The organism is Nostoc sp. (assembly GCF_036917355.1).
Classification (GTDB): domain Bacteria; phylum Cyanobacteriota; class Cyanobacteriia; order Cyanobacteriales; family Nostocaceae; genus Nostoc.
The window spans coordinates 37,309-63,377 of sequence record NZ_JBALDP010000023.1 but is presented as its reverse complement, the minus strand read 5'-3'; the positions used below and the strand labels follow the sequence as shown (position 1 = coordinate 63,377).

Sequence of the window (26,069 nt, the reverse complement as noted above, 5' to 3'; positions counted from 1 at the left end):
TCGGATTACTATATCAAGTTTAAGCTTAAATTTAACTTAACGTTTTAGGTAATTTGGAATAAAATTAAATACTAGAGGTGAATTTTACATTCACCTAAGTGCATATACATAGATTATTACTATGCTCTTCAATCGTCTATCGGGTTCTGAAATTGATTTAAAGCAAATCCTCGATCGAATTAGGATGCTGGCCGATCAAATTCATCAGTCACTTGAAGTGAGTGAAATTCTCAAGATTATTGTCAGCGAAGTTAGAACAACATTAGAAAGCGATCGCGCCATTATCTATCGCTTTTTTTCCGATGGAGATGGAGTTATCGCAGAAGAGTCTGTAAGTAATGGATGGAAACCGATTCTAGGGCAATTAATTTACGATCCTTGCTTCAATGCGACATGGGTAGAGCGATATCAAGATGGAAGCGTTAGTGTCATTGAAGACATTCATACTATAAACCTTGACCCTTGTTACAAAAAACTATTAACGGACTTGCAGATTCGAGCTAATTTAGTAGTACCAATTTTAGTAAACAATCAAGAACTTGATGGAGTTTCTAGTACATATCCTCATTTATGGGGCTTAGTAATTGCTCACCAGTGCAGTGGCTCGCGTCAATGGAGTTCTTTAGAAATTGAGTATTTCCAACTGATAGCCGCAGAGCTAGGAATCGCTCTTGGGGAAGCAGAACGCCATCAGCAAAGGGCTACATCCTGCCAAAAACTAACGCTGCAACTCAATCAAAACCTGAAAAATTTGACAGTTCAGCCAAAGTTGAAGTCAATTAAAAGAACTCTGTATCAGAATTTTAGAGGTTCCATTATCACAAGAACAGCATTGCCAAAGAATATATCAGTTGCAGACTTGATTGCATTTGACCGATTACAAACTCCAGTTTGGATTTATGATATTCAAAACTTGCAGATGTGGTGGGCGAATCAATCCGCTCTGCATATTTGGAATGCTGAAAGTCGAGAAGAATTGCTCAATCGCAACTTCAGTGATGTTTCTGAGTCTACTCACACTCGAATGCAAAGTTATTTGCAAGAATTTCAGCAAGGGAAAACCATTACTGAAAACTGGACATTTTACCCAGAAGGAAAACCTATTTCTCTGCGCTGCATCTTTTCTGGAATTCAAATTGAAGAAGGGCGAATGGCGATGCTGGTTGAAGGATCGACAGAAATTATCAATCAGATCGATCGAGAAACACTCAGATCGATTGAAGCCCTACGTCACACCACAGTAATGATCTCGCTTTACACAATGGATGGTGTACCTTTGATGCAAAACCCGGCAGCCCTGCGCTGTTATCGGGATACCCTGTACCCTAACTCGTCAGCTGAGAATATTTTCCTGAGTCACTTTGTTGATAAGAGTGTTGGACAACAAGCTATGAAAGCGATTAATTTCGGTGAGGCGTTCAGCATAGAGGCTCAGGTGTTTACTACTGAGGGAATTCAATGGCATGGGATCGATATACGATGCACCCGCGATCCGGTAACGGGTAACTCCATCATCCTCGTCAACGAAAAGAATATTACCAAGCAACAAGCTGCACTACAAGAACACCAGCGTACAGAATCAGAATTGCGCTGGCGGGAAGCTTTGCTGCGTTCTATGACTGAAACTTCTTTGCTGGGATTTTTTGTTGTTGACAATCGTACCGATGAAATCCTTTATTTCAATCACCACTTCTGTAAAATTTGGGGCATCGAACATCTACAAGACCAAATGCGTTTGGGTGCTTTAAAAAATAATGACATAATTCCTGATTGTATATCTTCAATTGTCGATGTATCGGCATTTGTCGAATCCTATAAACCGTTGCAGTCTGAAGAAAATCGTTGCACGATTGAGGATGAAATTTTATTTGTCGATGGGCGAACGATTCGCCGCTTTTCCAGTCAAATTCGGGATATTCAGGATCGATACTTTGGGCGGTTATACATTTTTGAAGACATCACCCCTCGTAAACAAATCGAAGCCGCACTCAAAACTAGTGAAGAAAGATGGCAGTATGCCTTGGAAGGAAATGGCGACGGAGTTTGGGATTTGAATGCTGAAACTAACGAAGTCTTTTTTTCCCGACGATGGAAAGAAATGTTAGGGTTTGCAGAGCATGAAATTGGAAATACCCTCAGTGAATGGGAACAGCGGGTTCACTCCGATGATAAAGCGAGGGTTTACGAGGAGATTAGCAAGCATTTGTCTGGTGAAACCCAACAATATGTCAGTGAATATCGGATTAAGTGCAAGGATGGAACCTACAAGTGGATTTTAGATCGGGGTCAAGTTTCGAGTCGCGCCAAGAATGGTTTTCCCCTACGGATGCTAGGAACTCATACTGATATTACTGAACGCAAGCGTATGGAAGAAGCGTTGCGAGAAAGCGAACAACGCTATCGTTCGGTAATTACAGCGATGGCAGAAGGTATTGTCCTACAGCAATCCGATGGACGCATTACCACCTGTAATGACAGTGCCGAAAGAATTTTAGGGTTAACAGCCGATCAAATGATGGGACGAACTTCCATCGCTTTGCTATGGCGAGCTATTCATGAAGATGGTACTTCTTTTCCAGGCGAAACTCACCCCGCCATTGTCACCTTACGCACTGGAAAACCTCAATTTAATGTGATTATGGGAGTTCATAAACCTGATGACAGCTTGACTTGGATTTCAATCAATTCTCAGCCACTGTTTGAATCCGATGAATCAAAACCATCTGCGGTGGTGACATCATTTACAGATATCACAGACCGCAAACAGGCACAAATTGCCTTGCAACAGCAAACAGAACGGGAACGCATGGTTTATGCGATCGCTCAACATATCCGTAAATCTTTAGACTTGGATGAAATCTTAAACACAACTGTTGCTGAAGTTCGACATTTTCTGCAAACCGATCGCGTCATCATCTATCGTTTTAACCGTGATTGGAGTGGTGTGATTGTCACGGAGTCTATAGCAGCAGGTTGGCAATCGATTTTGAATATGGAAATTACAGACAGCTATTTTGTTAAAATACAGGGACAGTCTTATCAAGAAAGTACGCTCAGAGTTACTCCAGACATCTACACCGCCGGATTTGCCCCTTGTCATGTAGAGTTATTGGAGCAGTTGCAAGTCAGAGCCAAACTAGTTGTACCAATTTTACAAGGCGATCGCCTTTGGGGTCTTTTGATTGCTCATCATTGCAACGCCCCGCGTCAGTGGCAACCTTGGGCAAGCGAACTGCTTCAGCAATTGGCAACACAGGTAGCGATCGCTATTCAGCAATCAGAACTTTATCAACAATTGCAGCGTGCCAACCAGCAGCTTGAAAATATGGTAATGGTGGATGAATTAACTCAAATCGCCAATCGCCGATGTTTTGATATTAAGCTTAATTCTGTCTGGCAATATCTTTTACGAGAACAAGGTTTTGTCTCACTACTTTTATGCGACATTGATTATTTTAAACAATATAACGATACTTATGGTCATGCGACCGGAGATGATTGTTTGCGCTTTATTGCCCAAGCTTTCAAACAAAGTGTCAAACGTTCTAGAGATTTAGCTGCTCGGTATGGCGGAGAAGAGTTTGTTGTCATCTTGCCTAACACTTCTAGTGATGGGGCTTTTCACGTTGCCCAAGAAATTCATAAAGCTATAGAACAGCTAAATATTCCCCACGCGGCATCGCCTGTGAGGCACCACGTCACCTTGAGTATCGGAATTGCCACAGTGATTCCGACATCTAATATGGTTCCTTTGGATTTGATTCAGGCAGCGGATCAAGCCCTTTATCAAGCCAAAGCAAACGGGCGTAATCGTTCTTGTATAAATAGACTGTCTTAGAGAGTGAGCGATACCTGCGGTTCTTGCTACCCGACGTTAATCAAGTAATTGTTAATATTTTCTAAAGTTTTTTAACTACTGTCATTTCTTTATTAGTTCTTTATTTTCTGTTTATAAATTAAAGCTGTTGGTAGTTAAGCCAAGAGCAAACTACTTATTTGTGTTTAACTTTTTTAATAAAACAACAATACTATGACAAACTGCCCTTGCTGTTCCAACCAAATGCTTCGTCACATTCGTTTACAAGAAACCTACTGGTTCTGTCGCCACTGCTGGCAAGAGATGCCTAACCTGAGTTTAGATAAAAGTACTTTAAATTTGACTAGAAAAAACACATTATTAGCCAGAGAACCAATTTCAGTCAACCACAAACTTTTGAAAATGAACGTCAGAACAGAGCTTTGTGCCTGAGTGAATCAGGAAACAAACACCAAACGAGCTACGCTTACGCTTTTAGAGGTTGTTTGAAAAGTCTAATTTATTACTAACTGGCAATTGGAAATCTCGGCTACACAGGCAAAACCCTTTTTTTGTATTAGTCTACGGAAGTGGAAGAGAGTTTGTGTATTACCGAGTCCTATTCGCCCAAGACTTTTCAAACATCCTCTTAAATAGCTAAGAGTATCGTCTGAATACTGACTAATAGGTGAAAAGATAATATCTCTATATCTTCAAAAGATTTCAACTGAGTTAAGTACACAATCTAAATCTCGAAGCCAGGTATGAAGACTTTTAAAAAACTGACGAATTTATTTATTGATTATTATAATTTATAAAAAGAGTTATAAAGCCACTTTAATGATTATCTTTTATCGCTAACGCAGACTGGATTATAACCCAATACAATTGTGGGTTGGGTTAAGCAAAGCGCAACCCAACAAAGCCCAGGAAATATTTGGTTTTGTTCCTCAAACGCCACTTGCTTTAAGTCGATAAACTGCAAAGGCGAAGTAGCTCCCCAACTTATACAGTTTAAGATTTTTGGCGCTAACTGAACTGTATTGAATTTGAATCACTCTAAACCATGCGAATATTAAATAACTCTTAAACCGTGTAATCAGGTACTCTTGCATCTTACTTAAGCCTGATATCTTCTTGGGAACAGCTTTGTTGTTGTCAGGTAGATTGATGAGTCGAATTAATGGATTTGTCGGGCGACGTAATTTTTTGAAATTCGCCAGTGCCGTAGGTATTGCAGCTACTACTTTTGGTGATAGCTTTTGGAATACAGAGCAAACTGCTGTTGCTGATATTCACCCAGTTAACCCTAATTCAATCAGTCCGAATGAAGCCATCAAACGCTTGCTTGATGGTAATCAAAGATTTATCCATCAAAAACGTCAATATCCCGATCAATCACTAGAACACCTACGATTAGTTGCTAAAGCTCAGTATCCCTTTGCCGCCATATTGGGCTGTGCAGATTCTAGAGTACCTGCGGAAATTGTCTTCGATCGAGGACTTGGAGATTTATTTGTCGTGCGAGTTGCTGGTAATGTTGTCAGTGACACGGTTATAGGTAGTCTGGAATATTCTACAGCAGTATTAGGCTCGCAGTTGATTATGGTTTTGGGTCATAGGAGATGTGGTGCAGTAGCAGAAGCAATCAAAAACGAACCACTTCCTGGCAGAATTGGTTTGATTATTGAGGGCATCAAACCATCTGTAGAAAGGATAAAGTTCCGAACTGGTGATAATATGCAAGATGCAGTTATAGCCAACATTCAGTATCAGACTGAAAAATTGCAGGAAAGCTCAACTATTTTAGCTAAATTGCTCAGTGAAGGTAAACTAAAAATTGTTGGTGCTTGTTACGATATTGACACTGGTAAAGTCAACATTATTACTTGAATATCTCACACTTTTTAGGCATATAATCTTAGTTTAATAATGTTGCAAAAGATTATTTTTTATAAAATATTTTGTGTTTTGGTATACCATTACCATTATTTTTGATGGTAAGGGTAGTATAAATATTGTTGAGAATGTATTCTAAAAAATAATCCCAGCAGAGACTATATAACAAGGCCGCCTGCCAGGAAGGTATAGTATATTTTGGCCATGTTTGATTGGGTTAGCGCTTATTTGTAAAAAATAATTGCGTATCCTTTAGATACAATAACTAAATACTTTGGAAAACACAGTTAAGAAAAGTTACTAAATAGGTTAATTTCTAATTAAAACCAACAATTTCCCGAATGGGGAGAAGGGGGAGAAAAAATTACCTCTTTCACCTCTGCTCCTTGCCCCTCTGCCTCTTTCCAATCCCCAATGCCCCATAATATAAGAAAGCGCTTCACACTTCTTAAATAATCAGCTTTATTAAAACAATGGCGAGAGACTTGCGGGGATTCATTAAAATTTTGGAAGAAAGAGGACAATTACGGCGAATTTCTGCTTTAGTTGACCCAGACTTGGAAATTGCTGAGATTTCCAACCGGATGCTGCAAAAAGGTGGCCCAGGCTTGTTGTTTGAAAACGTCAAAGGCGCTTCCTTCCCGGTGGCGGTGAATTTGATGGGAACAGTGGAAAGGATTTGCTGGGCGATGAATATGCAGCATCCAGAGGAGTTGGAAACTCTGGGGAAAAAACTAAGTATGCTGCAACAGCCAAAACCGCCAAAGAAGATTTCTCAGGCGATAGATTTTGGGAAAGTGCTGTTTGATGTGGTGAAGGCGAAACCAGGACGAGACTTTTTCCCCGCTTGTCAGCAAGTTGTGCTTCAAGGTAATGATTTAGATTTAAATAAGTTGCCTTTGATACGTCCTTATATTGGTGATGCTGGCAAGATTATCACGCTGGGATTAGTAATTACCAAGGATTGTGAGACTGGTACTCCAAATGTAGGTGTGTATCGCTTGCAACTGCAATCTAAAAATACGATGACGGTTCACTGGTTATCGGTGCGGGGTGGGGCGAGGCATTTGCGAAAAGCGGCCGAACGTGGGAAAAAATTAGAAGTTGCGATCGCACTTGGTGTAGATCCTCTAATTATTATGGCAGCAGCTACACCCATCCCTGTAGATTTATCAGAATGGCTGTTTGCAGGACTTTATGGCGGTTCTGGTGTGCAGTTAGCAAAATGTAAAACTGTAGATTTAGAAGTTCCCGCAGATTCCGAATTTGTCTTAGAAGGAACGATTACACCAGGGGAAGTTTTACCAGATGGGCCTTTTGGCGACCACATGGGTTATTACGGCGGCGTGGAAGATTCGCCGTTGGTACGCTTTGAGTGTATGACGCACCGGAAAAATCCGATTTACTTAACAACATTTAGCGGTCGTCCACCCAAAGAAGAAGCGATGATGGCGATCGCACTAAATCGCATTTATACGCCCATACTGCGGCAACAAGTATCAGAAATTGTCGATTTCTTCCTCCCAATGGAAGCTTTGAGTTACAAAGCGGCGATTATTTCCATAGATAAAGCATATCCGGGACAAGCGCGACGGGCGGCTTTAGCGTTTTGGAGTGCCTTACCACAATTTACCTACACCAAATTTGTAATTGTTGTGGATAAAGATATAAATATTCGCGATCCGCGTCAAGTTGTCTGGGCGATTAGTTCTAAAGTTGACCCAGTGCGCGATGTCTTTATTTTGCCGAATACACCTTTTGATACGTTAGATTTTGCTAGTGAGAAGATTGGCTTAGGCGGACGCATGGGAATTGATGCGACTACAAAGATTCCGCCGGAAACAAATCATGAATGGGGTTCGCCTTTAGAATCCGACCCCGATGTGGCGGCGATGGTAGAGAGACGATGGGCGGAATATGGTTTGGCAGAGTTGCAGTTAGGAGAAGTAGACCCAAATTTGTTTGGCTATGATATGAAGTAACCTGTTATAGATCAATACAGTTTAGATAGAGCAACAAAACCCTAATGTAGAGACGCGATTTATCGCGTCTTGAAGTTTATGTAGATTCGGAGATATCAATAAGACTCCAGCCTTAGGTACTGATGCCAGAAACTTGAAGAAATTATGACAAAAAAAGTGAAAAATCCAGCATCAAAGTTAGCGATCGGATTGGCATTCAGTTGTGTTAGTGTGATACTCAATACTGGTATAGCTAGTGAAATAAGTTTAGCGAAATCAAGTAATTCTCAAAAGTGCGATATTTTTGCCTACGTCACCGATACAGATTCGCAAGGGTTAAATGTGCGGAGTGGTGCAAGTACAAATAACGTAATTATAGGACAAATACCCATTAACGAAACAGTTCATGTTATTGGTGCTGCTGGAAATTGGGTGCAGATTACTAATGCTAACAATGGTTTTCAAGGAACTGGATGGGTATTCGTGCCAAAGTTAGGCTTAACAACGCGAGGCTACGGTACTAACGGCGTGGATTTCTATGCTAGTAGCAGTCAAAAAAGCCAAAAACTGAGAAGAATTCCTGCTAATACGGCTGTCAAATTGTTGGGCTGTCAGGGAGATTGGGCGCAGGTAGAATATCAAGGTGTTAAGGGTTGGTTGACAAGGGAAGATCAATGTGGTGCAGCCCTTACTAGTTGTTCTTAGAATCCCACCCTAACCCCCAAGTAAGGAGCAGGGTATTTCATACGAAAAAATAAAAATTGCGATCGCAATATTACCTTAGTTTTTCCTTAACGCTTGATACATATTGCTAGAAAATTAAAGAGTAATTTTTGACATGGTTATTCTCAGAGTTCTGAGAATAACCATGTTACAAAATCACGAAGAATGCCTTGCTCTACTTGAGCAAATTCGCTGGAACGGGAAGCCAAAGTGCCCATATTGTGAATCAACCAACGCTACTCCATACAAGAATGAGCGTAGATATCACTGTAATGAATGCTTTACTTCATACAGTGTTACAGTCGGTACACTTTTTCACAAGACTCATGTAGAATTACAAAAATGGTTTGTTGCGATTCACCTTGTGCTAAATTCTTCAGGGGGTATTAGTGTGCGTCAGCTTGCCAAAGAGATTGGGGTTAATAAGAATACGGCTTGCTACATGATAGAGCGTATTCATAAAGCGGTGATGGAAGAAAAGCAACTACTGGAAATGCTTGTAGCAATTATTGAGTGATAGAAAAGATTGAGGAAGACCCAATGGATAGCCGCCCATTAAAAAAACAAAATATACGTGCTTTTTGTTTTGCGATGAACGTTTTGCCCAAAGTAGTAGTACTTTTTGTCTCTCTACCAATTCTTAATCAGCCTCTTTATGCTCAGATTCCACAGTCACAAACTCCTATCATAAGTCAAACCCCAGCGCAACTTGATAATCGAATCATCAATTTGGAGAACAAGATAGGAGAAATACGTAAGGAACTTCTAGAAAACATAAAATGGATTATAGGTTTTATTTTGACTTTGTTTACAGTTCTCTATGGATATACATTATTTAAAACATTTGTTTTAGACAAGGAAGCAAAAAATGATTTGAAACAAGAACTCACAGATGAACTTAAAAAAATACTTCGTGACGACATTGTTCAAGAGATTCTTACGGAAATGACACGAGATATGAAACATAATATATATGAGATACAGAAGCGTATCAATTATCTAGAATATGAAATTGTCGATTTATCTGTTGAACAAATACATAATTCGTCTGAAGAAAAGATTTACAAATATTTAATTTTAATTAGGCAGTACATTACTGCTATTCAAATACTGTATGATATGAATAAGCAAAATAAGCAATTGGGACTTGAAGAAATAGAAATTGAAGGCAGTCAATATCTTTTCCTTCAGCGTTTTCGAGATATCGAAAATATTCTTAAAAAAATCTTAGCTAACAATAATGAACAACATATAAATGAATTCAAGGTAATTCTGAATAAGGGTATTTTGGTTGAAGAAATTGAAAGTTTATTAGATAAACTTACTGACCACACAGAAGAAGTTAATAAAGTAAAGGAGATGTTGCAATCTCTGAAGAACAAATCTAATATCTATTCAAGAATAAATACTGCTAGAAATTAATTCCAGTTAATTTTGAGCTAATTTATGAATAAATTGCTTTATGGTATTCATAAGCAGTACTGAAAAGTCAACAATTTAAATTTAAAAACTGACATGATAAATTGGATAAAAACAATAGTTTTTGTTTTAATCATATTGGCATTGGTTACAGTTTTTGTGTACTTACTTCATAAAGTTAAAAAGGTATTACATAAAAAAATTGAAATTTTTAAAAATAAGATTATTGAAGATGTCACAAATAAAGCCAAAGAAAATTTGCGGCAAGAGTTCCAAATTTTGAAAGGAACTCTACAAGAAAAAAACACTTGGAAGAATTTTTTAGCTAAATATACATATAGACAAGAAGGAGAACTTTTAGAGTACTGGAGACAACTCGAAACAGAAAAGAGGGAAGCTCAAAAAAATAATGATGAACAAAAACTTACAAGAATTCATAATACACAGCAGGAAGTAGAAGAATCTTTACAAGACTTGAGAAGACTAATGCCAAAAGACTATGATGAATATCTGGTGGAAAGAATGAAGAGAGGATCTGATATAATCAATAATAGCGTGGAAGAAATCGTGAAACGGACACCCATTGAACCAATAGAATAGAAAAATTGATCGGTATAACTAATTATAACTATAGAGAATTTACATTGTCTATAATATATTCAAATGCTTTTATTAAATATTGAAAATAAACTTTTTGAGGAATGTCTTTTTCTTTTTTTAGCTTTTCATCCAATAATTGTTGAAAGATGTTGGTGTAATTTTGAATATATTGGCTTTTACTTCTAATATTTATAATATTTGAATTACAAAGAGAATAAATCCCCCATTGATCTAGCAGGTCAGTATTACCAAAAATGATACAATACTCAATGACTTTTTCGTAATGCTTAATGTCTTCTATGCGCTTCTTATCGTTATCAGTATTTTCAGTATTTATTGAAATCCAAGAGAGAGGTAGAGGAAATTTATCTAATAGCTTTGCTTGTACAAAATTAATGTGATTTTCTCTTTCTTTTAATAAGAAATTTAAGCCCTCTGTGATAATTTCTACTAATTTGGGATCTTCTGATTCTTTTTTCTTTTTTTCCACAAGACGCTGGTATTCATCAATAGAAGAAGCCATTTGTAAGGATTTTTTAATCTCTTTTAATTGGAGCTTTAGATTTTCACGAAATTGGTTTGGTGTTATTGACATAATTTAAAGGTGATAGATAAATATTTTTCCAAGAAGAATATATTCTAGAACATCAGTTCAGTATTAGAAGTCGATGTTGATAAACCTAGTTTCTGTACTTAATAAAATCAAAATTTTCCTGATTCACACCTAAGAAATCTGGTTTATCAAATTACTGAATTTGTGTTCTAGTGGAGAGTAATATTCTTTATTCATAGAAAGTCACTACCGCTAACTAGCAACACTATTAAGAATGATATTCTTTGTTCATAGAAAGTCACTACCGCTAACTAGGACACAATGATGTTATTGATTCAACTACATTCAAAAGCCAAAGTTAGAAATGTATAAAGCACCTGTACTACTATGCGATCGCACCTTAACCATCAAATTCAACTTACAGCCACCGTTGCAATAGGTCTATAGCCGCCCCACATGGAAACCAAATCAATTTAGCGATGAACTATGGGGTTGCGAAGTCAAATTCAAGTTTCCCATTGTTAAATTACTTGAATATAGCCAACAATGGACAGAATTAGAAGCAAGTTCTAACCCATTTGCTACAGTAGTGATGGTTCATTTGAAGGCAAAGGAAACACGCCAAGATGACCAAAGCCGCAAACGCTGGAAGCTTGATTTAACGAAACGACTCTACGAAAAAGGTTATCAGCGCGAAGATATTATCAACCTGTTTCGGTTTATCGATTGGGTGATGAGATTACCTGAAGAATTAGAGAACAGTTTTTGGCAAGAAGTAACTCTATATGAGGAGGAGAAGAAAATGCCGTATATTACCAGCGTAGAAAGAAGGGGTATTGAACAAGGAAAAAGAGAAGGACTCCTTGAAGGTATTGAAATGGGTTTGGAACTAAAATTTGGCAGTGAAGGGTTAACAATATTACCAGAGATTGTCCAAATACAGAACGTAGAGATATTAAGTGCTATTCTCACCAGTATCAAAACTGTGAATAATCTAGAAGAACTCCGGCAAATCTATCAATAATTCACCACTTATACTCGACTCTAAAAAGCAGCGATGTTTGAGAGAGGGTACTATATCTTAATACACTCGCTTTAACCCCATCTCATCCTCTGCTAATTTTAATATATTAAGTTAAATTAAGAATTATTTCAAAATAGTAAACAATTTTTGGGAATATCACCCAAGCTAATTAAAAGGTTTACGCCGAATGGATATTTTAATAGAATAATCTCATCAAAAGATTCGCAGAAATATAAATGGACTGGATTACACTACTGCGATCGCTACAGTCTGATTTTATTAAAAGGTTAGCATCTGGTTGTCTGCTTCATTGTGAAACAGAAGGTCAATATAGTGAATTAACTATAATTTCTGGAGAGAGGTTAAAGGCACTACGGGAATTTTGCTGGCAGATGGCTGAGAAATATAAGCGTGTTTTACCAGTGCGTGATGTTTTTCTTAGCTATCTCAAAGGGAAGTTAGGTGAGGAAGTTGTCAAAGAACGTTTAGCTGATTTTATTACCGAAGTCGATTATGAAAAGCGATTTGGCGGCGATGGTAATATAGATTTTACCTTGACTTCTGACCCATCTATTGGTATTGAGGTTAAATCTCGTCATGGTCGCATTGACAGAGTTAGATGGTCAATTAGTTCTGAAGAAGTTGAAAAAAATGCAGTTGTAGTTTGCATTTTAATTCAAGAAGATGTGAGTGAAGCACAATCTGAGTATCACCTTTTTTTGGCTGGCTTTCTCCCAACCAGGATGATTAAGTTGAAGACTGGTAAAATTTCTTTTGGGATAGAACAATTACTATATGGTGGTGGTTTATGGTGCTATCTAGAACAGTTACAATCTTCTATAAATAATTCTTCTCGGCAACAACCACCTATTTATAAATATCTTCCGAAACAGGAGATTTCATTTAAGCCAACTATTAATCAGGTGTTCAAATCTCCTTTTAAACCTGAATATAGTGATGAAGATTTAAATCTACTTTATACAAAAAGGGGTGATGAGTATTTCGAGAAAGGAGAATATACAAATGCTATTATTAATTACACTAAAGCGTTAGAAGTTACTAATAATGATATTAACTTATATTATAAACGAGGTTTAGCACACTATCAAACAGGAGATTATGAAGCTGCGATCGCAGATTATTCTCAGGCAATCCAGATAAATATTCATGATGCTAAATCTTACAATAAACGAGGTTTAGCTCTCTATCAATTGGGCCGATTAGAGGAAGCCATTAATGATTATACTCAAGCTATTAGAATAAATCCTAATGTTGCCGTAACCTATAAAAATCGGGCTGAAGCTCGTTCTCATGTTGGAGATAACCAAGGAGCAATTGAGGATTATACCCAGGCTATTAAAATTAATCCTCATTATGCTGATGCTTATAAAAACCGTGGCATTACTCGTTATTTATTAGGCTCTCAACCAGGATTTCCTCAAGCAATCAAGATTAATCCTCAAGATGCCATAGCTTATAAAAAACGTGGTAATGCTCGTTCAGATTTAGGAGATTTTGAGGGCGCAATTGAAGATTATACTCAGGCAATCCAGATTAATCCTAATTATGCCGATGCTTACTACAACCGTGGTAATGCTCGTTCAGATTTAGGAGATTTTGAGGGCGCAATTGAAGATTATACTCAGGCAATCCAGATTAATCCTAGTTATGCTGATGCTTATTATAATCGTGGGAATATTCGTTTAGAAATTGCAGATAAACAGGGAGCAATTGAAGATTTTCAAAAAGCGGCAGATATCTATCGTCAAGAAGGTAAACTAGAAGCACTCAAAGATACACGAGAAATAATATTAGATTTAGAAATAGAAGAATCAGTAGATATTTTAAACTTTTAGATAAATACTATATTAAGTAGCCTCCAAAGTTTGTTTAGCATCTGGGTAATTTTAGTTGATTTAGTTAATACTATTGCTGATGACTTGTATCTACCATTTGACCTGAATCGGCAATGCCCGAATTGGGATTATCGAGTTTTTCAAATGAGCGAACCTACCGTTTATTTTTTTTGATAGCCACTAAAGCAGTTATACTTAGTATACCTAAAATTAGAGAAGACTCAGGGATAGGTGTTATAGAAAAAGAAGTGAGAGGATAACCTGTGTAATAACCTTGCTCCCCTATTTCTAAGTAGTCATAAGTGTAAAACACATTATATGACGCTCCTCCTACGGTGTAAGCAAATCCAAATTCATCTAATGCCGGGGTTTCAGCGAATAAGAGATTGTCATTGTCAAGAAATAATCCTGGAGATAATAAAGACTCTATTGAGTTGCCATTTCTTGTGCCAGTAATATCTATAATTTCATAACTATTTGTGGCTGAATCGTAGGGGTTAGTTGTTAATTTTCCTGCGACTGTAACAATGTCATTTGGATCGAGTACACTCGTACCAGAGTAGGAAAAATTAAAAATGGCGGCTGAGACAGGAGCCATCATAGTTGTTAAAAGGCAGACGGTACCAGTGATAGTAACTGCGAGCTTTTTATCAAAATTCATTCCATTTTCTCTTTTATTTCAAAACACTATTAACAAGGATTTTTATCACTACTTATTTGTGTAACTAATAGCTGTTAGTAAAGGCTACGGCAGCACGTCAAAGGGTAGCATCATGTCGTTATCTTCGTGATTAAGCATGTGGCAGTGCCACACGAAGCGTCCAGTGAATGAATTGCCAAAAGGTAAATTCGCTGTGGCTTTAGCACCGAAGGGAACTATCAGACGAACAACCTCAAACGGGTTGACTACCACAGTATCCTTCCAGCCGGCTTCGTTCGCTGCTGGTGGTTTTGCTAAACCTTTTAAATAGGGAGTAGGGTCGAGTGGTGGATAATCATAAGGCACTGTATCCCCACCAGGTGCATGGTGCATAAGTACTTTACGCGGCCCAGTAGCCCTGTATGCTGCCGAATAGGCAGTATCATTAATTGATTGGCGGTTGAGGATTTGAAATGGCACTAGATGTAGGTGCATTGTATGAGCGAATGGCTGTAGATTGATGAAGTTCCACTGCTCTACTGTGTCTACTTGTGGTTGCTCCCTCAATTCTGGGTGGTTGGCTGCTTCATGCCAGTAAACCGCGTTGAGCATCATCGCTAACACCTGAAAGTTGGAGTTCAAAATATCTGTTAGAACTAGGTTGCGCTGTCTTACTGGTTTGGTAGCAATCTTCGTTATCAATGGATTGTTTACTCGCAGCCGTGTGGGAATAGCTTTAGAAACAGCAGCACCCCGATTCACCGTAAACTGCATGATTTCTGGCATTCTAAAGTAACCCTGGTCAATAACCGTAGCCAAACCTTTGGGATACGGTGCCGCAGCGTCATTTTGCAATACAATCTTATCTCCTGGCAGACTTGTAGAAAAATCGATTAGCACATCAGCTCGTTCACCAGGCCCTAGCAGTAACTTAGACAAATATACTGGAGCGTTTAAGAATCCTCCGTCACAGCCAATTTGAATTAGTTGCTGATTTGAGGACAGCTTAAGTCTGAAGAATCGGGAGTTTGAAGCGTTGACGATACGGAAGCGGTATAAAGTTCGGTCAACATTGAGGTTTGGCCAAGCCTTGCCATTGACGACAGCAACATCACCGTAAAACTCATGATCCCATTTTGCTGGAAAGGACATCGAACCATCAGAGTTGAAGGAATGATCTTGTAGTATCAAGGGCACTTCATAGGGCGCTCCAGCAGGGATACCAAGAGGGCCATTGCCATCTATAGGATCGTCCTCATCCCGAATCAGATACATCCCAGCCAGACCGGCTTGGAGGTTCAATGCAGTCATGCCAAGGGAATGGTCATGATACCAGAATGTCCCGGCTTCTTGATTGTTGTTGTAGTTGTACACATTGCTCTGTCCAGGTAGGTACGTGTCTTCTGGATAACCATCGCTGTCAGGCTCGGTATTGCTGCCATGTAAGTGTATGACTGTTCGTGGGTTAGTGATGTCGGACGCATTGACACCATGTAAGCTTGTATCAACTGACCTAGCTAATGGATGAGTACCGAGTTTGTTGAATGCCCGAATCCTAACGGGCGTTCCCCTTGTTACCTCGAAAGTGGGGCCAAGATAAGACAATCCGCCGTAACCCCAGGTGGTAAAAGACCCTAAGCTACTGTGGAACGAGTGTTTACCTGGTGCAATATCTAAGGTACTAGGTGGTGAAATCGGGTATGAAATGGGCAGAGACTCGGTAAATTTTGAGAGTCGAGGCGAGGCTGCATAGGTTCTCTTGGCTTTGAGTACTTCAGGAAGCAGAACTCCTACTCCTAAACCTGCACTCATCGTTAAAAATTGCTTTCTGGTTAACATTTTTGGTTGTGTTGTAAAAATTAGCGTTGAGTCTATAAGGTCTTGGACTTATGCAAGAACTCTCTGAAACTTTGATAGGCTTATGATGCTATAGGTTGATTAGCGATCGCACTTTGTTTACTAACAAAATATGGTTGTTTTTGTTCGACATCCCTAGCTGCTAAGAGTGTACTCAGGGTGTTAATCATCTGAGTACTTTCCTCTACAGCCGAGTTCATTTCTTCTCCCAAAATGCTATGAGTTTTTTTGAACTCCCGAATCAGGTTATCTCGATCGTTTTGAATAACTAATTGCGCCAACCGATTATAAGTGGCTGCTAGTCGTTTAATGGCTTCACGACGCTCTGGTGTAGCAAGCATAATATCTACTATCAGAGGTGCAGACTGAGCAAACAAGCGGCCAACTATGTCAATTTCTAGACGGAAAATTGGACTAGAAAAATCTAAGCTTCGACGGATGTCAATCTCTTCTTCTGCTAGAAAAACACCCAGGCTCAAGGTTTTAAAGTTACGGATTGCTTGAACAGCAATCATCATTTGGTCGTGTTCTTCTGGTGTAGATACAATCAGTTTGCCACCATCATTTTGAATCAAATCCAGAAGCCATTGGAAGGCATCGTCTCCACGACCAGAACAGACTACAACTTTTTGAGACAAGAATGATTTGATACCTGGGCCAAACATGGGATGCAAGCTCATTACAGGCCCACTATGCTCCTCAAGCATAGTCTGTAATATTGGAGTTTTAATACTAGCAATGTCAGCTAAAGCAGTAGTTGGAGAAAGGTATTTACTAAGTTTAGAAATAACCTCTGTTGTATGTTCAATCGGAACGCAGACTAAAACTAAATCTGCTTTTTCTAGCAGCGATTCTGCTTCTTCCCAATCACCGCGATCGAGAACACTGACGTAGTGACCGGCGGCTGATAACTTCTGCTGGAAGAAGTGCCCCATCATCCCCCGTCCGCCAACTAGAGTAACCCGTCGTGGCTTAGTGTTAGCTGGAGGTGAAAATCTACTAGCAACGGCAGAGGTACAACCTGTAACCAAGTTTTTCCATATTGACTCTGGAACCCCTGCCTGCATTAAGGAAAATGCAAAATTAGTAATTTGTTCCTCTAAAGAAATTGATTGTGATTCAGCCAAAACGGCAATTCTTTTACCTAGTAAATCAATGAGTTGTTGGTCAATTTTTTTCAGCTTTTCTGGAAGCATAAAACTTTTCAAATATATGATTAATTTGTTTGTCGCATCAAAGAGCGATGTCTAAGGGCAAGCCACGCTTAACTGAATATCGCTAAATCTGGGCGTAACTGTGCAGCACCGCGCAAATAGATCGGCCGTAATGCATTCTGAGGTATGGGGGTATTGAAGTGAATTAGGATTCGAATACAGCATTTAAGGCTACTGTTTACCTGCATTTGCTGCACATCCAACAGAGGAACTTGCTCCCATCCCGGACGATGACGCGCCACCGCCGCGGGAAATATTGCATCTAAGTCAGGAGTGGCTGAAAAAGTGACACTAACAATTTCGGCAGGATCTAGCGGATTATTGACTTCTAAGGCATTCAATAACTCATTCACAGCTTCTGCGATCGCTTGTGGTGAGTTGTGACTAACTGTAGTTGCACCTCGGAGTCCCCGCACTCGCCATTCTCCGAGTGTCGCTGACATATTAGTTTGTTGATATGTATGTGTAAGAAATGTGAGCTTATCCATATTGATTTGACCCTTAAGTACTTAATTTTTGTCTACGACGAAAGATAAACCAAGCGCCTACTCCCAACAATGCAGGTAACAATGCAGGTTCAGGAACCTTCTCAATTCGGGTTTGGACAGTTCCTGTATACAGCAAGTTACCTATTGAATTAGGAAAGTCCACATTTGGATAAACATCAAGGATTGCAGTACTTGGGACTGTTGTTCGTATAGCGGTAGATCCCTCAAATGAACCCTTTGGGTAATGAAAATAGTTCACGAAAGCGAAGGGGGATGCTGGTTCCCGTTGAGAAGCGAGTACTTCCCAAAGAAAATCGTCGGTTTCAGGTGCTGTAATACCATCTTCTAGACGCGGTAAAAAAACAATCGGATTGCCAATAGTTCCTTGAAAAACTCCCTTCTCTCCTAAGTCAAATTTATAATCATATCCCCCTTCAAAATATCCGGTAGCGTTCGGTGAATTTGCAAACCCTATGGTAGTGTCATTGTAATTAAAGTAACCGTTGACTCCCTCACCCTCGAAACTGAATTTATATAATGCTGCTTGAGCGGTATCTATGTTTAATGTTGCTGACACAAGTAATGCTACTGCACTTGAAATAGCAGAAAGCGATAATTGATTCAAGAGAGCCATTTGTATTACCTTTCTAAAAGATTGATTGCCACATTAGTTTCTGAAACTAATACCAATTAAATTAATAATTCCAACATATCTTGGCTAAAGAAGCGATGAATCGCGTCTCTACAAATGGTCTATTTGTTGCATTCTTTTTTGACCTAAATATACTAAGCTGGCCGCTGTAATTAATCCTGTGCAGATAATAATTGTCGGCGCTGACGACGGAAGATAAACCAAGCACCTACTCCTAGTAATGCAGACACTGATGCAGGTTCAGGAATTTGCTCGATTTTTGTTTTAACAGTTCCTTCAAACGTGTAATCTCCCGTCGCATTAGGAAAGTCCCAGTATGGGTAAACTCTGAGCCTAGCGGTATCAGGTACGCTCGTTCGTAAGGCAACAGAATCTGAAAAGGTTCCCTCTGGGTAACTAAAGCGACTTGATAAACCGTATTGTTGCCCACGAGCAGCCGGAGGAACGTAAAGAATAAAGTCATCAGCGCCACCATCGTAGCCCAAATTATTGGCACGTCCAAGATAAACAATATTTCTGGCCTCATCATGTATATCTTGCTGCGCTCCTTTTGTTCCCTGAGCCAGAATATCTCCTGCATTAACAAAATATTTTTCCACTGAGCCATCATACTCAGCAAGAGGGAAGTTCGATCCAAGAGGTTCTATCTTATTAGCTGAATCATCATAAATAAAGTAACCATTTGCTCCTTCGCCCTCGAAAGTAAATTTAAAAAGAGCAGCTTCGGCTGGATTTATGCTAACCATTCCTAAAACTGAAAAGGCTGCGACGCTGATAGCAGAAGCCATCAAGAATTTATTCAACAAAACCATTTTAGTTATCTCCCAATATAGCCATACTTGAATGCTGAGAATTTCATTGTTTGGTAAGCGATGCCTACGGCGGGCTACGCCTACGCGTTATAGGCAAAAATACCATCTGTATGTACATAATCCTGAGATTGTGAGGGGAATAGCAATACAGTTTTATGCACAATCTCAGATTGAGATAAGGCTACAATCCTAGTAGTTCGCCAAGTGAACTTGGCGGGGTAAAGGGAAAGGGGGAAGGGGGAAAGGTTTTAAATCCCTTACCCTTTACCCTTTCCCCTTTCCCCAGACCTCACCTAGCATTTTTGGGTTGGCAGACTACTAGTGACGGATCAGAATTCTATCCTCTTGTTGAGAAAGACTGACTGAAGAAGCAGGAGCAGGGCCTAGTGCGACATCGCCCCAACGCATCACACAACCACCAGCATTAGATGATGAACCCATTGTGTAGACGAGAACTAGATCGTTTTCACGAATTTTACCTGCGTGGGCGGCGTGATAGAGATTAGCAACGGGAAAGGTTGGCCCAATGTTGGCATATAGGGGATTGATATTGATAGTACGCTCTGGTTCGATATCTAGAGCGCGGATGCAAACTCGTGAATACCAAGCACTGGGTGTATTAAAAACAAAAAAGTTGATTCGATCTAAGGTAAGTCCAGCATCAGCGATCGCACCGTGGCAACATAAACGAATAAACTTCACTGTCGTCTCGTTAAACATCTTACTTGCACCCTTGCCGCCTCGAATGAACATTTTGACGTTGCCATGCTCATCGGTGGTGAATTCATTATAGAAAGCTCCACAGGTAGCAGAGGTATTGGCAATTTTTGTACCAAGAATACCTTGATTTGGTTTCAGCTTACCAACTACAAAGGCTCCAGCACCGTCGCCTGATAAAAATGCCAGAGTATCATTTTCGTCGGTATAGCGTGAATACGTAGTTGAGACAACCACTAACACATTGCGATATCGTCCTGTTTGCACCAAAGAACAGGCTGTCTGAAGCGAAACTAACACTGAAGTGCAAGTTGATTCTATATTCCACGCTGCACCTTGTAGTCCCAGTTTTCCAGCGAGAAAGGCAGCATTCCCAGGTGTGATTTGCTCTGGAAACAGTGAAGTAACGAGCATAAGATCGATGTCTTCAGGTGATAGCTTTGCGGCTTCGAGAGCATCGATAGCAGCGCGATATTCTAGTGAAAGCGAAGTCTCATCTGGAGCTAAAACCCTTCGCTCGACGGTACCACGGAAGGGATCTGACATATATGGTGCTACTTCTTGTGACCAGATATCATCGTCAGTATCGATTGTGGCTTTATCGGGTACAAAAAGTTTAGCCAGGGTTTTTTGTTCAGCCTCAGCAACCATCTTGGGGAAATTCTCTCTGTAGTAATCGTTGGTGCGGATGATGCTAGGAAAGTTAACTGAGACTGCGCGAATACCTACTGGTTCTAATGTTGTCATGACAAATCTCCTTTTGATTTTGTTTTTGGTGTTACACAATAGAATTGGAAAATGATTTACATAGATGCGCAGATTTAAGCACGCCCTGTTTTGGCTTCTATGGCTCCTTGCTTAATCAGACTTTGAATGCGACCTCCAATCGGTGCGGGTCGGGTTGGGTCAATCTTGACATCAATAATGAATGGAACAGTAGAGGTAAGTGCTTTTTCTATAGCTGCTTCCAAGCTAGACTCAGTATTAACACAGATGCCATCAGCTCCCATAGCTCTAGCGATCGCAGCAAAATTAGTACTCGGTATCTCTGTATCTATCGGAACGTTCCCACTTAACCCCTGCAATGCCATTCCTTGGGCGCACATATTGTAGAGTCCATCGTTAAGGACAATCCAGACAGCTGGAATCTCGAATTTCACTGCTGTACTGACTTCGTTGTTCATTAGCATTGCTCCGTCCCCAACAATCGCCACGGCTTTACCTTTTCGCCCTAGTGCCGTACCAACTACACCAGTAGCAGCATGACCCATAGACCCAAAACCAGTACTAATCCGGTAACGATTTGGTTGGTTAAATCGCAGTAAATTAGTTGCCCAAGCAAAAGAGTTACCTGCTTCAGCTAAGACTGAGGCATCACTGCCCTCAATAATCAGCCGTTGAATTGCATCCATCAGAGCTTCGGGTCGCACTAAGCCATTTGGGTGCTGAGTATTTGTGTAGGCTTCAGGATACGGTAGTGAGGAAGTAGGAAACCAATTAAGACGCTCTGGAAAGTTTTTTAATAAAGCTTTGAGGAATTCTTTGATTTCCGAGTGAACAGCGAGAGTCTCTACTGATGGATAAGCCACTCCTGGCACTTGTGGGTCGATATCAATATGCACAAACCCATTAACAGGAACCATCGCCGGACTCCAGAATGAAGTCGGCTCACCAAGGCGCGTTCCCAACACTAGTATGCGCTGCGGCCGTTGTTCCTGCATATATTTCAGGACAGATAAATGCCCACTAAAGCCTGTGACACCGATAAACTGGGGATGATCTTCTGGAAAAATGCCTTTGGCGCGAGGTGATGTCATGACCGCCGCCCCAGTTTTTTCTGCCAACTGACGGATTTCCACTGCGGCGTGTCGCGCCCCGAAGCCAACCCAGATAGCAAAGGATTCTGCTGATAATAACTTTACACATTCAGCGATCGCTTCTTCACTGGCAGTTGGTACAGATTGAGAAAACACTGGCTGAGGTAACTGTATTTTTAATGGTGTCGTTTGTATTGGGGTGGGAACACTAATATGGGCTACAAAGCTACCTGGTTGTGCTAAACCTTGGGCAAGTCTGCGAGAAATTTCTGGCAGTTGATCTCCAGACTCTAATATGGTTGCGTAATTGAATAGTGGGCCTGAGGTAAAAATTCCTGAGAAAGGCATTGTGTGGGCGCTGGTTTCTTGACAAGCTCCCCGACCGCGATTTCCGGTTGAGGTTGCAGCCGATAAGAAAATTACCTTTGCTCCTTCCCCTTGGGCAGCAAAAAGCCCAGTCAGAGCGTTAGTGATACCAGGACCTGTAGTAGTGAATACCACGACGGGGCGATCGCTGGCAAAATAAGCCTCGGTAGCGGCAAAGGCTGCACCTGATTCATGGCGAAAGTGAAGCAATTCGATACTGCTACGGTTTAATGTTGCCCATAATGGCCCAATACCGCCTCCTGAAACACCAAATGCATAGTTAACTCCCAAATTTTCCAGAATCTTAACTAGAGCCTCTGCAACCGTAGGATTTAATTCTGACTCTGGAGATTTTTCATTTAGCGATGCAGGAGAGAAAATAGAAGATCCAGTTGAAGTTTCAAATGAGATTTGATTAGATGAAGGGTTAATTTTTGTTCCCAAAGCTTGAGGAGAATTAGCTTTTTTGTTGATATACTTAGTATTCACCATTGCCAACTTTGATTCCTGTTTATTGATTTTTTAGCTTTATTGATGACTTAGCTCAAGCTAGATTTATACCAATTCGCAATTCGCAATTCGCAATTAAGAAAATTAGATGCAGCAAGACTTTCCTGATTTACATCTGTTGCCTCATTTTAAAGAATTGGTATTAGTTATTAACAGCAACTAATTGAGAGCTTGATTGCTGGCGTAAAACTCGTTTTAGAACTTTCCCTGTTGGGTTTTTTGGCAGGTAATCTACAAAATTAATAGTACAAGGAAGTTTATATTTTGCCATTCTTTCCGAGCAAAACTTGAGAATTTTTTCTTCGCTAATTATCTTACCCTGCTTCAAGATAATATTTGCCTGAACTATCTCACCTTTGATAGCATCCTTAACGCCATATACTGCTACTTCAGCAACAGATGAATGTTGATAAATCACATTTTCAACTTCAGTCGGATATACCTTAAATCCAGACACATTAATCATGTCTTTCATACGGTCAACGATGTAGAAAAAACCGTCTTCATCTACCCTACCAATGTCGCCAGTATGGAACCAGCCATTTTTAATTACTTCCGCAGTTTCAAATGGGCGATTCCAATAACCAAGCATGACGTTAGGCCCTCGAATTACTATCTGACCCAATTCACCAAGCTCTACCTGATTACCATTATCGTCAATCACTTTCATTTCTACATTCTCAATTGGAGCACCAATGGAACCGAGTTTGTATTTCAAATCGTGATTATAAGATGCACATGGTGATGTTTCAGTTAAGCCATATCCTTCGTTAATCACTTTTCCATACTTATCCCGCCAAGTTTGGGCAACCTCAATTGGCATTGGTGCGGCGGCTGAAAAGTAGTAACGAACACTATTGAGGTTGTAACCAGATAAATCACTATTTAGAAGATTGATGAATACCGTTGGTACTCCAAAAAACATTGTTACTTGATGAGTAGCGATCGCGTCAAGTATTTGCTCAAGATCAAATCGACGTTTTAGGATAATTGTGGCGCAGACGTTTAATGCTGCGTTGAGAATAGCATTTTGACCAAAGCAATGAAATAACGGTAAATACAACAGTAATCGGTCATATGGTTGCATTCCACAACAACGGTTTTGGGAATACATATTAGAAATTATGTTGCCGTGAGAAAGGGTTGCTCCTTTAGGAAAACCTGTTGTTCCCGATGTATAAACGATGCTAGCAGCAGTATGGCGATCTATTTCAATAGCATCTGCATTACCAGAAGCACTTTCCATCAGTTTAGCTAAAGTAATTCCCTTTTTGGCGCTACCCTCTGCAATCAAAATGTGTTGCAGTTCGGGTAAATCTACCTCTGGTACATTTTCAACGAGTGACTCTGTGGTAATGATTGCCTTAGCAGCACAATCATTGAGAATATAGCTAACTTCATTGCTTTTCAGCATGACATTGACTGAGACAACAACCGCACCAATTTTGAGAATGCCAAGATAAGAAATGATAAATTCTGGAATATTTGGCAAAAACAAAACTACGCGATCGCCTTTTTTAATTCCTAATCCACTTAAACTGTTGGCTAGACGATTTGCTAGTTGGTTAAGCTGTTTGTAAGTAAAAGATTTCTCTTCAAATATCAGCGCGATTTTGTCAGGATATAGTTGATAACCCCGCTCGATGTGATTGGTAATATTCATGGCTAAAAAGACTCACTCGAATTGATTACCTTTATCTACTTCAACAGTCATTGAACAGAAGAATTCAGAACTCAGAATTCAGTGTTAATAATGTCTTTTGAGTACTTAGCTTGACGTTATCAACTTCAGTTCGTGGCTGCAATGTCATCAGGATGCCTTTGCGTGTTTGCAGAGTTAGCAATGGCTGGCACTCAACTGGGTGTTCAGGCAGTAGATTGAGGCGGAAACGTTGACATACCATTGCTACAATCAACTGAATTTCTGTTATTGCAAAAATGTCACCTAAGCATTGACGTTGGCCGCCGCCAAAAGGAAAGTATGCATAACGGGGACGATCGACAGAGCGTTCTGGGGTAAATCGCTCAGGATCAAAGCCTTCAGGATTATCCCAAAAAGCAGGGAGGCGGTGCGTGACAAAGGGACTGAACAAAAGCATCGAGCCAGCTGGGATATGATAGCCGCCAATCAAATCATCAGCCAAGTTGTTGCGGGCATAAACCCACGCACCCGGATAAAGTCGCATTGCCTCTTGGACAACCATTTTGGTATATTTCAGATGTGGCAAATCCTCGAAGGTGGGGGTTCTTCCAGCCAATACCGTAGCCAGTTCTGCCTGTAACTGGCGTTCCACAGTGGGATATTTGGAAAGCAAGTACCAGATCCAGCCAAGTGTTACAGCTGAAGTCTCAAATCCAGCAGAGAAGAGTCCAACTATCTGGTCATGTAATTGCTGGTCACTCAATCCCCCGCCAGACTCATCCTGAGTATTCATGAACATTGAAAGTATGTCATGAGCGGTATGATTGCCTTGTTTGCGTTGTTGGATGATGTTGTTGGCAACTGTGCAGAGGGTGTTGATTGCTTGTTTAAACTGGCGGTTTTTTGGCGTGGGGAAATTAATAGGTGGTTTGATGATAGCCCATAAGCGATCGCTAAGGAACTTGTAGATAGTATTCCAAGCCTGAATCAGTTCGCTGGTGTCACTATCAGCGTCGATACTCAAAGTCGTTTTCAGGAGAATCTTCTGTGTCAGCACGAGCATTTCCACAGAGATATCAAGGGTTGCACCGGGTGGAATTTTTTGCCAGCGTTCTACCATCTCGGCAGTAAGCTGGGTCATGTCATTGACCATCGCGGCGATTTGCTGGCGGTGAAAAGATGGTTGCATGAGGCGACGCTGGGAACGCCATGATTCACCCTCGCTAATTACCAAGCCTTCACCAATAACCAGTTTCATGTCCTGGAAATTTTCACCTTTTGTATAGTTCTGAGGATTTTCTTGCAGGACATATTTTACACAATCTGGATCGGCAATCAAGTAAAGTTGTTGCGGCCCGATTGACCCCAGATGGACAACTCCACCATATTCACGCGCTGAATTGGTGAGGAATTGCAGCGGATTTGTTGACATTTGGGGAAAGCAACCAATAATCGGAAAACTTGGCGGGCCAGGAGGTTTTTTACGTGCATTTTGATAGATGCTTTGTTCGATCATTGTATTC

General features: G+C 40.2%; 20 protein-coding genes. 9 read left to right on the top strand and 11 right to left on the bottom strand.

Annotation, left to right across the window (positions count from 1 at the left end):
- The first annotated feature begins 121 nt into the window (after nt 1-121).
- The 7 genes from V7K53_RS06525 (at nt 122) to V7K53_RS06495 (ending at nt 10,398) form a co-directional block, all read left to right on the top strand.
- Entirely contained in the window at nt 122-3,838 is a 3,717-nt protein-coding gene (locus V7K53_RS06525; RefSeq protein WP_335196795.1) for a diguanylate cyclase domain-containing protein, read from the top strand.
- Nucleotides 3,839-4,966: 1,128 nt separating this feature from the next.
- Nucleotides 4,967-5,689 (top strand): carbonic anhydrase, encoded by a 723-nt coding sequence (locus V7K53_RS06520; protein ID WP_335196794.1) that lies wholly within the window; start codon nt 4,967-4,969, stop codon nt 5,687-5,689.
- A gap of 479 nt (nt 5,690-6,168) precedes the next feature.
- Entirely contained in the window at nt 6,169-7,677 is a 1,509-nt protein-coding gene (locus tag V7K53_RS06515; RefSeq protein WP_094353519.1) for a UbiD family decarboxylase, read from the top strand.
- Nucleotides 7,678-7,821: 144 nt separating this feature from the next.
- Nucleotides 7,822-8,361, top strand: a complete 540-nt coding sequence (locus V7K53_RS06510) for an SH3 domain-containing protein (RefSeq protein ID WP_335196793.1) — start codon at nt 7,822-7,824, stop codon at nt 8,359-8,361.
- Nucleotides 8,362-8,524: 163 nt separating this feature from the next.
- Nucleotides 8,525-8,896, top strand: coding sequence for an IS1595 family transposase (locus V7K53_RS06505; protein WP_335196792.1), 372 nt, complete (start codon nt 8,525-8,527; stop codon nt 8,894-8,896).
- 23 nt (nt 8,897-8,919) lie between these two features.
- Nucleotides 8,920-9,801 (top strand): hypothetical protein, encoded by an 882-nt coding sequence (locus tag V7K53_RS06500; protein ID WP_335196791.1) that lies wholly within the window; start codon nt 8,920-8,922, stop codon nt 9,799-9,801.
- 93 nt (nt 9,802-9,894) lie between these two features.
- Nucleotides 9,895-10,398: a hypothetical protein gene (locus V7K53_RS06495; protein ID WP_335196790.1), complete on the top strand. Its 504-nt coding sequence runs from the start codon at nt 9,895-9,897 to the stop codon at nt 10,396-10,398.
- A gap of 28 nt (nt 10,399-10,426) precedes the next feature.
- Here the strand turns inward: V7K53_RS06495 and V7K53_RS06490 are convergent, their stop codons facing one another.
- The gene (locus V7K53_RS06490; protein WP_335196789.1) at nt 10,427-10,993 is read right to left on the bottom strand and encodes a hypothetical protein; all 567 of its coding nucleotides are present in this window, start codon (nt 10,991-10,993) and stop codon (nt 10,427-10,429) included.
- A gap of 550 nt (nt 10,994-11,543) precedes the next feature.
- Between V7K53_RS06490 and V7K53_RS06485 the strand changes: the two genes are divergently transcribed.
- Nucleotides 11,544-11,975, top strand: a complete 432-nt coding sequence (locus tag V7K53_RS06485; protein ID WP_335196788.1) for a hypothetical protein — start codon at nt 11,544-11,546, stop codon at nt 11,973-11,975.
- A gap of 236 nt (nt 11,976-12,211) precedes the next feature.
- Complete coding sequence (locus V7K53_RS06480) at nt 12,212-13,831, top strand: tetratricopeptide repeat protein (RefSeq protein ID WP_335196787.1); 1,620 nt, start codon at nt 12,212-12,214, stop codon at nt 13,829-13,831.
- Nucleotides 13,832-13,985: 154 nt separating this feature from the next.
- Here the strand turns inward: V7K53_RS06480 and V7K53_RS06475 are convergent, their stop codons facing one another.
- The 10 genes from V7K53_RS06475 to V7K53_RS06430 all read right to left on the bottom strand — a co-directional run bounded on the left by V7K53_RS06475 (nt 13,986) and on the right by V7K53_RS06430 (nt 26,062).
- The gene (locus V7K53_RS06475) at nt 13,986-14,492 is read right to left on the bottom strand and encodes a hypothetical protein (RefSeq protein ID WP_335196786.1); all 507 of its coding nucleotides are present in this window, start codon (nt 14,490-14,492) and stop codon (nt 13,986-13,988) included.
- An 84-nt stretch (nt 14,493-14,576) separates the two neighbouring features.
- Entirely contained in the window at nt 14,577-16,310 is a 1,734-nt protein-coding gene (locus V7K53_RS06470) for a multicopper oxidase family protein (protein ID WP_335196785.1), read from the bottom strand.
- 80 nt (nt 16,311-16,390) lie between these two features.
- Nucleotides 16,391-17,524: a bifunctional chorismate mutase/prephenate dehydrogenase gene (gene tyrA, locus V7K53_RS06465; RefSeq protein ID WP_335196784.1), complete on the bottom strand. Its 1,134-nt coding sequence runs from the start codon at nt 17,522-17,524 to the stop codon at nt 16,391-16,393.
- A 68-nt stretch (nt 17,525-17,592) separates the two neighbouring features.
- On the bottom strand, nt 17,593-17,985 hold the full coding sequence (gene aroH, locus V7K53_RS06460) for a chorismate mutase (protein ID WP_335196783.1): 393 nt from the start codon (nt 17,983-17,985) through the stop codon (nt 17,593-17,595).
- Nucleotides 17,986-18,043: 58 nt separating this feature from the next.
- Nucleotides 18,044-18,664 (bottom strand): PEP-CTERM sorting domain-containing protein, encoded by a 621-nt coding sequence (locus V7K53_RS06455; protein WP_335196782.1) that lies wholly within the window; start codon nt 18,662-18,664, stop codon nt 18,044-18,046.
- A gap of 170 nt (nt 18,665-18,834) precedes the next feature.
- Nucleotides 18,835-19,494 carry a PEP-CTERM sorting domain-containing protein gene (locus V7K53_RS06450; protein ID WP_335196780.1) on the bottom strand — a complete coding sequence of 220 codons (660 nt, stop codon included), beginning with the start codon at nt 19,492-19,494 and terminating at the stop codon, nt 18,835-18,837.
- A gap of 318 nt (nt 19,495-19,812) precedes the next feature.
- On the bottom strand, nt 19,813-20,958 hold the full coding sequence (locus tag V7K53_RS06445; RefSeq protein WP_335196779.1) for a 3-oxoacyl-ACP synthase III family protein: 1,146 nt from the start codon (nt 20,956-20,958) through the stop codon (nt 19,813-19,815).
- Between the two features lie 74 nt (nt 20,959-21,032).
- Nucleotides 21,033-22,886, bottom strand: coding sequence for a ScyA-related TPP-binding enzyme (locus tag V7K53_RS06440; RefSeq protein ID WP_335196778.1), 1,854 nt, complete (start codon nt 22,884-22,886; stop codon nt 21,033-21,035).
- A 160-nt stretch (nt 22,887-23,046) separates the two neighbouring features.
- Nucleotides 23,047-24,567 carry a class I adenylate-forming enzyme family protein gene (locus V7K53_RS06435; RefSeq protein WP_335196777.1) on the bottom strand — a complete coding sequence of 507 codons (1,521 nt, stop codon included), beginning with the start codon at nt 24,565-24,567 and terminating at the stop codon, nt 23,047-23,049.
- 64 nt (nt 24,568-24,631) lie between these two features.
- The gene (locus V7K53_RS06430; RefSeq protein WP_335196776.1) at nt 24,632-26,062 is read right to left on the bottom strand and encodes a cytochrome P450; all 1,431 of its coding nucleotides are present in this window, start codon (nt 26,060-26,062) and stop codon (nt 24,632-24,634) included.
- Nucleotides 26,063-26,069 lie beyond the last annotated feature (7 nt).